This is a genomic window from Nocardia xishanensis NBRC 101358 (assembly GCF_001613365.1).
In the GTDB taxonomy this organism is placed as follows: Bacteria; Actinomycetota; Actinomycetes; order Mycobacteriales; family Mycobacteriaceae; genus Nocardia; species Nocardia xishanensis.
Map to the genome: position 1 here is coordinate 1 of NZ_BDCF01000087.1, position 13,545 is coordinate 13,545.

General features: G+C 69.7%; 11 protein-coding genes. 4 read left to right on the plus strand and 7 right to left on the minus strand.

The features are described 5' to 3' along the window. Positions 1-272: 272 nt before the first annotated feature. From bioD to NX1_RS33945, 3 genes are read right to left on the minus strand one after another with little or no spacing between them, the layout of a single operon-like run. Positions 273-947, minus strand: coding sequence for a dethiobiotin synthase (bioD, locus tag NX1_RS33935; protein ID WP_068068967.1), 675 nt, complete (start codon positions 945-947; stop codon positions 273-275). Continuing rightward, positions 944-2,098, minus strand: a complete 1,155-nt coding sequence (locus NX1_RS33940) for an 8-amino-7-oxononanoate synthase (RefSeq protein WP_068068970.1) — start codon at positions 2,096-2,098, stop codon at positions 944-946. The genes bioD and NX1_RS33940 overlap by 4 nt, the downstream gene beginning before the upstream one ends. A gap of 26 nt (positions 2,099-2,124) precedes the next feature. Beyond that, positions 2,125-3,417, minus strand: coding sequence for an adenosylmethionine--8-amino-7-oxononanoate transaminase (locus NX1_RS33945; protein WP_068068973.1), 1,293 nt, complete (start codon positions 3,415-3,417; stop codon positions 2,125-2,127). Between the two features lie 182 nt (positions 3,418-3,599). Between NX1_RS33945 and NX1_RS33950 the strand changes: the two genes are divergently transcribed. From NX1_RS33950 to treY, 3 genes are all read left to right on the plus strand, one after another. Further along, entirely contained in the window at positions 3,600-4,541 is a 942-nt protein-coding gene (locus NX1_RS33950) for a bifunctional helix-turn-helix transcriptional regulator/GNAT family N-acetyltransferase (protein ID WP_068068976.1), read from the plus strand. Between the two features lie 131 nt (positions 4,542-4,672). Continuing rightward, positions 4,673-6,793 (plus strand): glycogen debranching protein GlgX, encoded by a 2,121-nt coding sequence (glgX, locus tag NX1_RS33955; protein WP_068068979.1) that lies wholly within the window; start codon positions 4,673-4,675, stop codon positions 6,791-6,793. Further along, positions 6,790-9,240 (plus strand): malto-oligosyltrehalose synthase, encoded by a 2,451-nt coding sequence (gene treY, locus NX1_RS33960; RefSeq protein WP_245668882.1) that lies wholly within the window; start codon positions 6,790-6,792, stop codon positions 9,238-9,240. Before glgX ends, treY begins: the two co-directional genes overlap by 4 nt. Here the strand turns inward: treY and NX1_RS33965 are convergent. The 4 genes from NX1_RS33965 to NX1_RS33980 all read right to left on the minus strand — a co-directional run bounded on the left by NX1_RS33965 (position 9,193) and on the right by NX1_RS33980 (position 12,421). Then, the gene (locus NX1_RS33965; RefSeq protein ID WP_068068981.1) at positions 9,193-10,398 is read right to left on the minus strand and encodes a T6SS phospholipase effector Tle1-like catalytic domain-containing protein; all 1,206 of its coding nucleotides are present in this window, start codon (positions 10,396-10,398) and stop codon (positions 9,193-9,195) included. The genes treY and NX1_RS33965 overlap by 48 nt on opposite strands. A 215-nt stretch (positions 10,399-10,613) precedes the next feature. Next, a complete protein-coding gene (locus tag NX1_RS33970; RefSeq protein WP_068068984.1) occupies positions 10,614-11,435 on the minus strand; it encodes a methyltransferase domain-containing protein in 822 nt (273 codons plus the stop codon). A gap of 163 nt (positions 11,436-11,598) precedes the next feature. Continuing rightward, positions 11,599-12,021 carry a hypothetical protein gene (locus NX1_RS33975; protein ID WP_068068988.1) on the minus strand — a complete coding sequence of 141 codons (423 nt, stop codon included), beginning with the start codon at positions 12,019-12,021 and terminating at the stop codon, positions 11,599-11,601. Between the two features lie 43 nt (positions 12,022-12,064). Then, a complete protein-coding gene (locus NX1_RS33980; protein WP_068068991.1) occupies positions 12,065-12,421 on the minus strand; it encodes a nuclear transport factor 2 family protein in 357 nt (118 codons plus the stop codon). Positions 12,422-12,568: 147 nt separating this feature from the next. Here NX1_RS33980 and NX1_RS33985 point away from each other — a divergent pair. Then, a partial coding sequence (locus NX1_RS33985) for an AAA family ATPase (protein WP_157120364.1) occupies positions 12,569-13,545 on the plus strand: 977 nt, incomplete at its 3' end.

The window sequence follows — 13,545 nt, forward strand, 5'->3', positions numbered from 1 at the left end:
CCATCCGCACCGGTCTAACCCGATACTTCCGAGAGGCAACTTTTACAGCTTAGCGCGGTCGGTCACCCGAAACCAAATCGGGGTCTCAATCGAGCTAGTGTGACCGTCAGGCGCTCCTCGTACTACCTCGTTTCCCAGCTCCTCGCCCAGCCTTTCGGCTTAGCGTTCCGGCTCCGGGTCGGTGTCCGTGTCGCTCTGACTTGGATAAAGTTACGGAGCTGTGAGCGCGATGTCAAATCCGCTGGTAGAAGCGGTAAATAGACGATTGACGCTCAGTGATGCGCGGACCAACCCGGAATGAACCAGCCCGGAGCCGCCGCGACGAACCGTTCCTGGTCCCATGCACCCACGCCCGCGGGGACAACGCCGACCACATCGACACCCGTGACACGCGGCAGATCGGTCCGGTTGCATTCGGCGGCGAGATCCGGTTCGGCGGGCCAAGCTCCGATCACCAGTCCCGCGCAGCGGACGCCCGCCGATTCGAGGGCGCGGACGGTCAGCTCACTGTGGTTCAGCGTGCCGAGTCCGGGGGCGGCGACGACGACTACGGGCGCGTCGAGTTCGCGAGCCAGGTCGACGAGGGTGAATTCGCCGATCCGGACGAGCAGTCCGCCCGCACCCTCCACCAGGGTGAGGTCGGCGTCGTCGACGGCGCGGACGGCGGCGACGGTCTCGGCGAGCGTCAGCAGCGGTTGGCCGCTGCGGCGGGCAGCGGTGTCCGGGGCGAGCGGCTCCGGATAGCGGGCCAACTCGACGGTCTTGACCGGACCCGCGAGCCGCTCCACCTCGGCGAGATCGCCGGGTTCGCCGGGCGCGATGCCGGTCTGCGCCGGTTTGCACACCGCGACCGACCGGCCCGCGGCGCGCGCGGTCGCGGCCAGCGCGGCGGTCACGACGGTCTTGCCGACGTCGGTCGAGGTTCCGGTGATCAGCAGCAGAGTCATGCGGGCACCACGTCCAGTCGGCGCGCCTCGGCCAGCACCGAGTCGAGTACGTCGGCGATGGTGTCGAGTTCCGCGTCCGTCAGGTTGGCGCGGGCGGTGAGCCGCAGGCGCGAGGTGCCCTCCGGCACCGACGGCGGACGGAAGCATCCGACGTCGAGGCCACGCGCCCGGCATTCCTGAGCCGCGTCGTAGGCCACCTGCGCCTCGCCGAGCACCACCGAGACGACCGCCGAATCCGGCGCGGGCACCCCCGCGATCCGCGCGATGTCCGCCGCGCGCTGCAATACCCGGGCGGCCATCTCGGGCTCGCGGCGCAGTAGTCCCAGTGCGGCGCGGGCGGCGCCGACCGCGGCGGGCGCGAGTCCGGTGTCGAAGATGAACGTGCGCGCCGCATCGATAAGGTGCGCGCGGACCCGTTCGCTGGCGAGTACCGCACCGCCTTGGGCGGCGAAGGCCTTGGAGAGCGTCGCGGTGACGACGACATCCGGCTCACCCGCGAGGCCGAGTTCGTGCACAAGACCTCGACCGCCACGGCCGCGCACCCCGAGCCCGTGTGCCTCGTCGACCAGCAGGACCGCGCCGTTCGCCCGGGTCACCCGGTGCAGTTCGGCCAGCGGAGCCAGGTCGCCGTCGGCGCTGAAGACGGAATCGGTGAGCACCAGCGCGTGCTGTTCGGTCCGCGTGGCGAGCAGCCGGTCCACGGCGGCGACGTCGCAGTGCGGGGCGATCTCGACCCTCGACCGGGACAGGCGGCAGGCATCGACCAGGGACGCGTGGCTGCCCGCGTCGGAGACGATCAGCGCGCCGCGGCCCGCGAGCGCGGTCACCGCGCCGAGGTTCGCGGCGTAGCCGGAGGCGAACACGAGGCCCGCCTCGGCGCCGGCGAATTCGGCGAGTTCGGCTTCCAGCCGCTCGTGATCGGCCGTGGTTCCGGTGACCAATCGCGATCCGGTGGAACCCGCGCCCCAGCGGCGCACGGCATCGATCGCGCCCTCGATCACCTCGGGGTGCTTGGTGAGCCCGAGATAGTCATTGGAGGCCAGGTCGATCGACGGCGCGTCCGGTTTCCTCGGTCGCAGCTCTCGGCGCAATCCGGCGGTCACCCGCTCTGCTGCCCGTTCGTCCAACCAGCTCAACGGATCGGTAATCACAGCTCCGCAGCATACTTGAACACCGTTCAGGAAGGTAGCCCCGCGGGGCTGTGCACCGCGGCGGCCGCGCATATCCCGGCGGCGATGGTGGCGACTTCCTCGGTGCTGCTGATGAACGGCGGCATGGTGTAGATCAAGTTCCGGAACGGGCGCAGCCAGACGCCCGCGTCGACCGCGGCCGCGGTGGCGGCGCGCATGTCGACCTGCCGCTCGAGTTCGACGACGCCGATCGCGCCGAGCACACGGACGTCGGCGACGCCGGGCAGTTCACGCGCGGGGGCCAGGCCCGCGATGAGTTCGGATTCGATCCGGCCGACCTCGCCGCGCCAGTCCCGCGAGAGCAGCAACTCGATCGATGCGACGGCGACCGCGCACGCCAGGGGGTTGCCCATGAAAGTCGGCCCGTGCATCAGCCCGCCGTGCGCGGCGCTGATGGTCTCGGCGATCCGCGCGGTGCACAGCGTGGCGGCCAGGGTCAGGTAGCCGCCGGTCAGCGCCTTGCCGACGCACATGACATCCGGGGCGACACCCGCGTGGTCGGCCGCGAAGAACGCGCCGGTGCGGCCGAATCCGGTGGCGATCTCGTCGAAGACCAGCAGCACGTCGTTGGCGTCGCACAGGCGGCGTAGGTCGGCGAGGTAGCGCGGATCGTGCCAGCGCATACCGCCCGCGCCCTGCACGACCGGTTCCACGATGACGGCCGCGAGCTCATCGGCGTGCGCGGTGATGGCGCGGTCCAATTCGGCGACGTACTCGGCGTTGTGCTCGCGCGGTGGCGCCGGTACGAAGACCTGTTCGACGAGGACGTCGCTCCACAGCGAGTGCATGCCACCCTCGGGGTCGCACACGCTCATGGGGGTGAAGGTGTCGCCGTGGTAGCCGCCGCGCCAGGTGAGCAGCCGCCGCTTCCCGGGTTTACCGACGCCGCGCCAATATTGCAGGCACATCTTGGCGGCGACCTCGACCGAGACCGAGCCGGAGTCGCAGAGGAAGACTTTTTCCAGGCCGTCCGGCGTGTGCTCGACCAGCAGCTGCGACAGGCGCGCGGCCGGTTCGTGCGTGAGCCCGCCGAACATCACGTGACTCATCCGCCGCGACTGCGCGAGCAGCGCCGCGTCCAGCACCGGGTGCCGGTACCCGTGCACTGCGGCCCACCACGAGCTCATGCCGTCGACCAGTTCTCGACCGTCGGCGAGGGTGAGCCGCGCGCCGGACGCCTCGGCGACCACCAGCGGCGCGGTCGAGGCAGGGAATCCGCCGTAGGGGTGCCAGACGTGTTCGGCGTCGATGGCGGTGATCTCGTCGGGGGTCAGTGCCACAGGATTTCCCTCGCGGTCGACGGGCTTGAACGGTGTTCAAGTTACCAGCCGAGCTCCGCGTAATGCGCGCGGTCGGCGGAAGACCGTCGACCGCTCGCACCTGGCGAACCAACTCCCGGAATCCGCGCCGAGCGACGCCCTGGGCGGATATTCTTTGACTCAGTCAATGATTGGGAGCCGCCGTGACCGTAGCCCCGTCCGACATCGCCGCCGTGCGCGATTTCAACCGCCACTACACCCGGGTCATCGGCGTACTCGCCGAGGGTCTCGTCGACACCGAGTTCTCCCTGACCGAAGCCAGAATCCTGTTCGAGCTGGCCACTTCCGGATCCACCGAGGCGGTCCGGTTGCGCCGCGCGCTCGACTTGGACGCCGGCTATCTGAGCCGGATCCTGACCCGATTCAAGAACCGCGGGCTGATCGAGAGCGGACGTTCCAGCAGCGACGCCCGCCGCCAAGAGGTGCGGCTCACCGATCGGGGGCGGGCCGCGTTCGACGTGTTGAACCAGCGCTCGGGAGCCGATGTGGACCGGCTGCTCGCGGCGCACTCGCCGAGCGACCGCGCCCGGCTGATCGGCGCGATGCGCACCATCCAGCGTCTCCTCGACCGTCCCGCCGAGCCCGCCGCGCCGTGGTTCACGCTGCGCGCGCCGCTGCCGGGCGACTACGGCTGGGTGATCGAGCGCAATGCCGCGCTGTATGCCGCGGAGTACGGCTGGGACGTCCGCTACGAGGCGCTCGTCGCCGAGATCGTCGCGAATTTCCTTGCCGCGCACGATGAGCGCCGCGAGCGCGCGTGGATCGCCGAGTGCGGCGGACTGCCGGTGGGCTGTGTCTTCTGCGTCGCCGACAGTCCGACCACCGCCCGGCTCCGGCTGCTGCTCGTCGATCCGAGCGCGCGCGGACTCGGCGTCGGCGCCGCGCTGGTGGAGCAGTGCCTGCGCTTCGCGACGGAAGCCGGCTACCGCGAGATGGTGTTGTGGACCAACGACGTACTCACCGCCGCACGCCGCGTCTACGAACGCGCGGGATTCGAGCTGGTCGAGTCGGCGCCGCACCACAGCTTCGGCAAAGACTTGGTCGGCCAGACGTGGCGCCGCACCCTCGCCTCGACCGACGACTGAACCCTCCGCCGCCGGGCGGGACGGCGTGGATCACGCGGCACGCCGGTGACGAACGCCGCTGACCGCACGTCGAACGAGACGGGCGCGGGCGTGCGCCGGGCCGCTCGACGGCTCACGCTACTGTCGTTGCCATGGCTCAGCCCGACGCAGCGCCCGGTGAGGTGGCACCATTAGGTGTCTGGCCGGGCACCGCCTACCCCCTCGGGGCGACCTACGACGGCGCAGGCACCAATTTCTCGGTCTTCTCCGAGGTTGCCGAGGCCGTCGAGCTGTGCCTGATCGCTAAGGACGGTACGGAGACCCGGATCGCGCTCGACGAGGTCGACGGCTACGTCTGGCACGCCTACCTGCCGACCATCGGGCCCGGCCAGCGCTACGGCTTCCGCGTGCACGGCCCCTATGACCCGGACCGCGGTCTGCGCTGTGATCCGAGCAAACTGCTGCTCGACCCGTACGGCAAGGCGTTCGACGGCGAATTCGACAACGACCCTTCGCTCTATACGCACGGCCTGGATTCGCTGGGCCACACCATGACCGGCGTGGTGATCAACCCGTTCTTCGACTGGGGCTCCGACCGCGCACCGAACCGGCCCTATCACGAAACGGTCATCTACGAGGCGCACGTCAAGGGCATGACGATGACCCATCCGGAGGTGCCGGAGGAGCTGCGCGGCACCTACGCGGGCATCGCGCACCCGGCCGTCGTCGAGCATCTGAAGAGCCTCGGCATCACCGCGATCGAGCTGATGCCGGTGCACCAGTTCTTGCACGACCGGGTGCTGCTCGACCAGGGCCTGCGAAACTACTGGGGCTACAACAGCTTCGGCTATCTCGCGCCGCACAACGAGTACGCGGCCAGTCCGCGCGGCGGCGCCGCGGTGACCGAGTTCAAGGCGATGGTGCGCTCATTGCACGCCGAGGGCATCGAGGTGATCCTCGACGTGGTCTACAACCACACCGCCGAAGGCAATCACCTCGGGCCGACGCTCGGGTTCCGCGGCATCGACAACGCCGCGTATTACCGTCTGCTCGACGGTGATCCAGGCCGCTACATGGACTACACCGGCACCGGCAACAGCCTCAACGTGCGGCATCCGCACACCTTGCAGCTGATCATGGACTCGCTACGGTACTGGATTCTGGACATGCACGTCGACGGTTTCCGCTTCGATCTGGCCGCCACCCTGGCCCGCGAGCTGCACGACGTGGACCGGCTGTCCACGTTCTTCGATCTGGTGCAACAGGATCCGGTGGTCAGCCAGGTGAAGCTGATCGCCGAGCCGTGGGACGTCGGCGAGGGCGGCTACCAGGTGGGCAATTTCCCGGGGCTGTGGACGGAATGGAACGGCAAGTACCGCGACACCGTCCGCGACTACTGGCGCGGTGTGCCGGCCACCCTGGGCGAGTTCGCCTCTCGGCTCACCGGCTCCTCCGATCTGTACGAGGCCACCGGCCGCAGGCCGAGCGCCAGCATCAACTTCGTCACCGCGCACGACGGGTTCACGCTGCGGGATCTGGTGTCCTACAACGAGAAGCACAACGAGGCCAACGGCGAGGGCAATCGCGACGGGGAGAGCTACAACCGCTCCTGGAATTGCGGTGTCGAGGGCCCGACCGACGACCCGGAGATCAATGCCTTGCGCGCCAAGCAGACTCGCAATCTGCTGGCCACGCTGGTGCTGAGCCAAGGCACACCGATGCTGGCCCACGGCGACGAGTTCGGCCGCAGCCAGCAGGGCAACAACAATGCGTACTGCCAGGATTCGCCGCTGGCCTGGATGGACTGGTCGCTGGCCGAGACCAACGCCGATCTGCTGGAGTTCACGCGGTCGGTCATCGCGCTGCGTACCAGGCACCCGGTCTTCCGGCGGCGCAGGTTCCTCGCGGGACAACCGGTCCGCGCCAGAGAAGCCACGCGCGACATCGCCTGGCTGACGCCCTCGGGTGAGGAGATGACCGCGGCGGACTGGGACAGCGGCTTCGGCAAGGCGCTGACCGTCTACCTCAACGGCGCCGGCATTCCCGAGCCGGGCCCGCGCGGCGAGCGCATCACCGACGATTCGTTCCTGCTGTGCTTCAACGCCCACGATTCGGCACTCGATTTCGCCATACCCGGCACCGACTACGGGGGTCCGTGGGCAGTGGCGCTGGACTGCTCGACGCCCGACGGCCTGGCCGAGGCCAGCTATCCGGCCGCCGCCACGCTCACCGTCCCCGCCCGTTGCCTGCTCGTCCTCCGCTGCCCCGCATGACCGACACACAGATGACCGCATCCAACACACCGACTCCGACTCATCACACCGACCCCATCGCCCGCGGCCGCGCCCTCGCGCGGCAGACGCCCGTGCGCAGCACCTACCGGCTGCAACTGCGACCCGACGCGCTCACCTTCGCCGACGCCAGGGCCATCGCGGAATACCTTCAGCAGCTCGGTATTTCGCACCTGTACCTGTCGCCGATCCTGACCGCGGCGCACGGCTCGACGCACGGCTACGACGTCACCGACCCCGGCACCGTCTCGGCGGCGCTCGGCGGTCCGCTCGGGCTCAAGGCGCTCTCCGACGAGGTGCGTACCCGCGGCATGGGTCTCATCGTCGATCTGGTGCCCAACCACGTCGGCGTCGCCGATCCGCGGCAGAACCGGTGGTGGTGGGACGTGCTGCGCAACGGCAAGGACTCGCCGTTCGCGCGGTTCTTCGACATCGATTGGAGTCCGGGCAACGGCGCGGGCGGGCGGCTCGCGCTCCCGGTGCTGCACAGCGAGAACGATCCGGCGGCGCTCAGCGTCGACCGGTCGGGCCCGGAGCCGATGCTGGCACTGCACGATCTGCGCTTCCCGATCGCGCCGGGCACCGACGGCGACAACGCGCTGCGCATTCACGACAAGCAGCACTACCGCTTGGTGAGCTGGAAGGCCGGGGTCTGCACCTACCGGCGGTTCTTCGCGGTGAGCAGCCTGGCCGCGGTGCGGCAGGAGGACCCGGAGGTCTTCGATCTCACCCACCGCGAGCTCGCGGCCTGGTGCGAACACGACCTGATCGACGGCGTGCGGGTCGACCACCCGGACGGGTTGTCCTATCCGGCGGCGTATCTGGCCCGGCTGCGTCAGCTCATCGGCCCGCACCGGCTGCTGCTGGTGGAGAAGATCCTCGCCAACCGGGAGCCGCTGGACGCGACGCTGCCGATCGACGGAACCACCGGCTACGACGCGCTGGCCGGGCTGGGCGGCGTGCTCATCGATCCCGACGGCGAGCACCCGATGACCGAGCTCTCGCGCCGCTTCGCCGGGCACGGCAGCGACCGCGCCTGGATCGGCGAGACCGAGCACCGAATCAAACGCGCTGTGGCGGAGAGCATTCTGGCCCCGGAGATCCGGCGGTTGGTGGCCGCGATCAAGCGCGACGCGCGCGCGGACAGCTTCGACACCATGGCGCTGACCAACGCCACCATCGAGGTGCTCGCCTTCATGCCGGTCTACCGCGCCGACTACGCGCCGCTGGCCGGGATGACCGGTGCGGTGATCGCCGAGGTGGAGAAGCGCAACAGTGAGCTGACCGCACCGTTGAACGTGCTGGTGACCGCGCTGGCCGTCGGCGCGGAGGCGGCCGCCCGGTTCAACCAGGTGGGCGGCGCGATCACCGCGAAGGCCGTGGAGGACACCATGTTCTACCAGGCGGCGCGGCTGGTCTCGCTACAAGAGGTCGGGGGCAATCCGGCCCGGTTCGGCCACTCGCTCAACGAATTCCATCTCGCCAATCTCGAGCGCGCGCAGCGCTGGCCCGCCACGATGACCACGCTGTCCACCCACGACACCAAGCGCGGCGAGGACGTGCGCGCAAGGATCGGGGTGCTATCGCAGGTCGCGCGGACCTGGGCGCGTTCGGTCGAGAGCTGGCTGGAGAAGACGCCGCCGCCGGACGGCGCGACGGCGCTGTTCTTGTTGCAGAACATGTTCGGCGTCTGGCCCGCCGACGGCCGCCCGGCGTCCTCGGTGCCCGGACTGCGCGAGCGCCTGCACCTGTTCGCGGAGAAGGCGATGCGCGAGGCGGGCACCCGCACCTCGTGGGAGGAGCCGGACGCCGAGTTCGAGGCGGCCGTGCACAGTTGGATGGACGTGGTGATCGACGGCCCCGTCGGCGCGGAACTGGGCGACCTGGTGCACGATCTGGCGCCGCACGCCTGGTCGGACGCGCTGTCGCAGAAGCTGCTTCAGCTGTGCGGGCCGGGCATCCCCGACGTGTACCAGGGCTGCGAGCTGTGGGAGGACTCGCTGGTCGACCCGGACAACCGCCGCCCGGTCGACTTCCCGGCGCGCACCGGCATGCTGCAATCGCTCACCGGCACACCGGCGCTGGACACCTCCGGCGCGGCGAAGATGTGGATCGTCGCCTACGCGTTGTGGCTGCGCAGGGAGCGGCCCGACTGCTTCGTCGGCGGCGCCTATCTCCCGCTGTTCGCCACCGGCGAGCAGGCGGCCCGGCTGGTGTCGTACGCGCGCGGGCGGGTCGGCGAGCCGCCTGAGGTGATCGTCGCGGCCACCAGGCACAGCGTCGGCCTGACCGACTCCGGCTGGGGTGACACCGCGCTCGATCTGCCGCTGGGCAACTGGACCGACCGGCTCACCGGCCACACCTTCCAGGGGCGGGCGCGCTTAGAGAAGCTGTTCGCTCGGCTCCCCGTCGCCCTGCTGGTGCGTTGAGGCGTCGGCCGGGCCGATCTTCTCGATCAGTTCAGCCGGGAACTTCCCGCCCAAGTCCTGCTGCCAGTGCCGCAGGTTGTGCGGCCGGTAGTCGGTCTTGTCGTGCACCGTCGAGGCGAGCAGCACCCCGTTGTCCTCCGGCAGCCGCAGCCGCCGCAGCGAGTTGAGGTAGAACCTGGGCCGCATCGGGCTGCGTACCGTGCGCACCACGTTGAGCAGGGCGAAACCGGGACCGAGGGACTTGTGCCGCTCCATGTGGTCTTCCTTGCCGACGCACTTGGCCGACAATTCCCCGAGCAGTTCTCTGTCGAACGCGAGTCCCTCGGCCTCGGCTTCGGCGACCATCCAGCGCAAGGTGATGTCGGACAGCCCACACTGGTCGTAGCCGCCGCCGATGTCGCTGTGCACGCCCTCGAACCAGACCTGCTTGACGCGATCGGCCTTGCGATTCTTGATCCGGCGGTACTTGATGCCGAGCTCGACCGGCACCTCCCAGAGGCAGGGCTCGAAGTTGCGCCGCCGCTCGTCGATGGCGAGCGCCTGGCGCGCGCACAGCACCCGCGGCGAGAGCTTGACGTCGTGGAAGCGGTGCCGCCACGAGGTCAGGCCGGGGACGCCGAGCGCGCCGACGGTGTCGAACACGCCGATGAAGTCGATGACCCGCCTGCGATGGCTGTGCTCGCGACGGAAGGCGCGCAACTGCTGTTCACTGGGCGCTGTGCGCCACCACATCAGCTTGTTGCGAGCGCGGTGCCGGTACATTTTGAACGCCTTCGGATAGTGCCCGGCGATCATCGAATCCGGCTTCATGATGCCGATGCAGTCGATCAGGCCGACGAGGCTGCGCGCGGTGTACGCGCCGCGGCTGAAGCCGAAGATGTAGAGCTCGTCGCCGGGCTCCCAGTTGACGGCGACCTGCCAGTAGGCGGCGGACAGATTCGCCTCCAGACCCAAGCCGAAGGCGCCGCCGATGAGCCGGTCGACGGTGAAACCTCTTGCGCCGGGGCCGGATACGTAGATCACGTGCTGGCGGACCGGCTGGCCGTCGGCCCCTGTGGCCTCCATGCGGACGGTCTGCGCGATTTTGACGATGTTCGATACCGTGCTGCTGTTCTCGGCCTTCCAGGTGCCGTCACAACACACGACCAGGCGTTTCATGGCGAAATTCTCCCCTCGAATTCGCGTCGGAAACCCGCGTACTGGACTACTCGAATCATCGTCCACGCGCCGGAACCCGTTAATGAAAACGCTGTCTTTCAACGCGTTTCGACGGAAGAATCCCCGGTCGAGCCGTGGCTTTTCGGTGCGGGCTACTCAGCGCCGGAGGAAATCGCCATCGCTCCGGTCATGCGCGTCGGCGGCGGCAGTATCGTCTAGACCTTGTGCGCGAGTACCGCGAACATGGTGACCGAGAAATGGAAGTCGCCGCGCGCGATGCCCGCGTCCAGCTCGGCGATCAACCGGTCGTACTCCTCGCGGGTGACGGTGCCCTGGCGCACCGCCTGCTCGTTCATCTGCTCGAAGAGCGGCCGTGCCGTCACCGGGTCCCAGATCACCGCTTCCGATCCCTGGTCGTCGATGGCGAACCCGCCTGCCGCCAGCAGCCCGCGCAGCCTGCGGCCGGACGCGGGATTGGGCGTCTCGGCCAGCATCGCGGCGCCGAGAGCGGCGACGACCTCAGGATCGCCTGGATGGGTGATCGCGGTGTACCAGTCGCTGTCGATCAGCAGGACCCGGCCGCCCGGCCGCAGCACCCTGGCGATCTCGGCGGTGGCCGCGGCGGGGTCGTCGAGATGCTGGTAGACGCGCTCGCAGCGGACCGCGTCGAAGGACGCGTCAGGGAACGGCAGGTGATAGACCGAACCGTGCACCAACCGCGCGGCCGACCCCGCGGCCTCGGCCCGCCGCAAGGCGATCGCCAGCATCATCGGGTTCGGGTCGAGCCCGACCGCGGCGCCGTCCTCGCCCACCCGCTGGGCGAAGACCATCACCTCGGACCCCGTGCCCGCCCCGATATCGAGCGCCCGTTCCCCAGCGCGCACCGCGAGCGCCTCGTGCGCCCACTGCCGCATCCGCCGGATACCGGGCAGCTCCGCCTGCACATCCAGAATCCCGACCAGCTCGTCGATCCGACCGGCATCGATCCGGTCCACGTGAAAGGAAGGAGCGCTCGCTTCGACAGGTCCCTGCGCCATGCACCCGACGCTACCCCGCTCGACCCTGCTTCGACCTGAGCAAGCCATCGGCGCGCTTCACAGGGGTCGCAATCCGTGCGTGGCGGGTGAAGCCTATGCCGCACGACGACGGCCCCGGCGGGTCGCCGGGGCCGTGCGGTGTTGTCGGAGAAGGGTTTTGCGTTCAGTGGGCCTTGCGCAGGCCCAGGTATTGCATGGCGGCGAACCCGCCGACCGTCACGGCCTGCATGACCGTCCATATCGAACCGACCGCGTTCAGGTCGAGCGCGCCCTCGATCAGCGCGGCGAGGCTGACCACGACCCAGGCGGCGTTCAGGCCGATCACGGCGCGTGCCGCGGCGTGGTTGATCGACGCGGTCGCGCCCACCAGGGCGACGCCGATGCCGTAGAGGGTCAGGAAGACGCCGATCGGGACGCCGAGGCGGCTGTCCAGGCCGAGCAGCGACTCCAGCGGACCGGACAGCGCCAGGTAGGCCAGGCCGTTCACGCCGGTGATCACAGCGTCCAAGCGCAGCGAGGTACGCAAGAGCTTGTCGCCGGGGGCGAGCAGGGTGGACAGGTAACCGGGGGCGGTGGTGGTGGTCATGGCGAATCTCTTTTCTGGATAAGGGTTTTACGAGCAAAGGGGGTCAGGCGGCGGCCGGGACCTTGTCGAGGAAGCCGTACACCTGCGCGATGCGGCCCTCTTCGAGCACCGCGACGTCAAAGCCGACCACCAGCGCCGGGCCGTCGGCCGGACCCAGCTCCCAGGTGAAGCGCACCTGGTCGTGATGTCCGTCGACCGGTCCGGCCAGCCGGAACACCATGTCCGGGAACTGGGCCTGAACGGCGGCGATGCCCGCGTCCAGCGCCGCGCGGCCGGTGACGGCCATGAGCGGATCGACGTAGCCGGGCTCCTCGGTGAACACCCGGGCGATCGCGGCCGAGCGGGCGGCGGCGTCGGTGGTGTTCCAGATCTCCAGGTACTGCGCGACCAGGTCGTTCATCGTTTTCTCCCTTGTTTCCTCTGCGCTGTGTTGCGCTGTGAGAACAAGGTATTTCGGGGCGAGGGGTCCCCGAATCAGTCACGTATCAGTACTTTCCGCGACCGATGACCTAAGTAGCGCCCGTCGGTGACCGGTTACGGTGAACGAATGCTGCACGGACGCGAGGCCGAACAGGCACGCATCGATCGACTGCTCGCCGACGCACGGGAGGGTCGCAGCGGCGTCCTGGTACTGCGCGGCGAGGCCGGCATCGGCAAGACATCGCTACTGGATTACGCTGCGGCACAAGGGATTCCGTCGGTGCGCAGCGCGGGCGTCGAGTCGGAGGCCGAGCTGCCCTTCGCCGGGCTGCACCTGCTGGTGCGGCCGGGTATGGCGCTGGTGGACACGCTGCCCGAGAGGCAGCGCGCGGCACTTCGCGGCGCGTTCGGGCTCGGCGCGCAAGAGCCGGGCGACCGGCTGCTCATCGGTCTCGCGGTGCTCTCCTTGCTGGCGGAGGAGGCCGCCGAGGGGCCGCTGCTGTGCCTGATCGATGACGCGCACTGGCTCGACCGCGCGACCGCGGAGACGCTGCTCTTCGCGGCGCGCCGGTTGGACGCGGAGGGCGTGGCGATGATCTTCGCGACCAGGGCGGGCGCACACGACTTTCCCGCGCCCGGCTTGCCGGAACTGGAGGTCACCGCGTTGCGGCAGGATGCGGCCGCCGCGCTGGTGGACGCGGGCACGCCGGAGCTTTCCCCCGCGCTGCGCTACCGGCTGCTGACCGAGGCAGGCGGCAATCCGCTGGCGCTGCGAGAACTGCCCGCGGTCCTGGCCGCCGAGTCCGCCGACGCGGGGCCGAATCCGCTCCCGCTCACCCAGCGCCTCCAGGTCGCCTTCTACGGCCGGGTGAGCAGGCTGCCCGCGAATACGAGGACGTTGCTGCTGGTCGCCGCGGCGGCGGGCGCGGCCGACGTGGATCCGGTGCTGCGCGCGGCCGCGACGCTCGGCGCCGGCCTCGCCGACCTGCAACCGGCCGAGGACGGCGGGCTCGTGCGCACCGACGGCCGGACGCTCGCGTTCCGTCATCCGCTGCTGCGTTCGGCGATCTACCAGGGCGCGCCGCTGGCGCAGCGGCTCGCCGC

What these genes read in the sequence shown, in the direction of transcription:
- bioD (WP_068068967.1), bottom strand. Translation starts at nt 947, where the DNA reads ATGACTCTGCTGCTGATCACCGGAACCTCGACCGACGTCGGCAAGACC.
- glgX (WP_068068979.1), top strand. Translation starts at nt 4,673, where the DNA reads ATGGCTCAGCCCGACGCAGCGCCCGGTGAGGTGGCACCATTAGGTGTC.
- treY (WP_245668882.1), top strand. Translation starts at nt 6,790, where the DNA reads ATGACCGACACACAGATGACCGCATCCAACACACCGACTCCGACTCAT.
- NX1_RS33965 (WP_068068981.1), bottom strand. Translation starts at nt 10,398, where the DNA reads ATGAAACGCCTGGTCGTGTGTTGTGACGGCACCTGGAAGGCCGAGAAC.
- NX1_RS33970 (WP_068068984.1), bottom strand. Translation starts at nt 11,435, where the DNA reads ATGGCGCAGGGACCTGTCGAAGCGAGCGCTCCTTCCTTTCACGTGGAC.
- NX1_RS33975 (WP_068068988.1), bottom strand. Translation starts at nt 12,021, where the DNA reads ATGACCACCACCACCGCCCCCGGTTACCTGTCCACCCTGCTCGCCCCC.
- NX1_RS33980 (WP_068068991.1), bottom strand. Translation starts at nt 12,421, where the DNA reads ATGAACGACCTGGTCGCGCAGTACCTGGAGATCTGGAACACCACCGAC.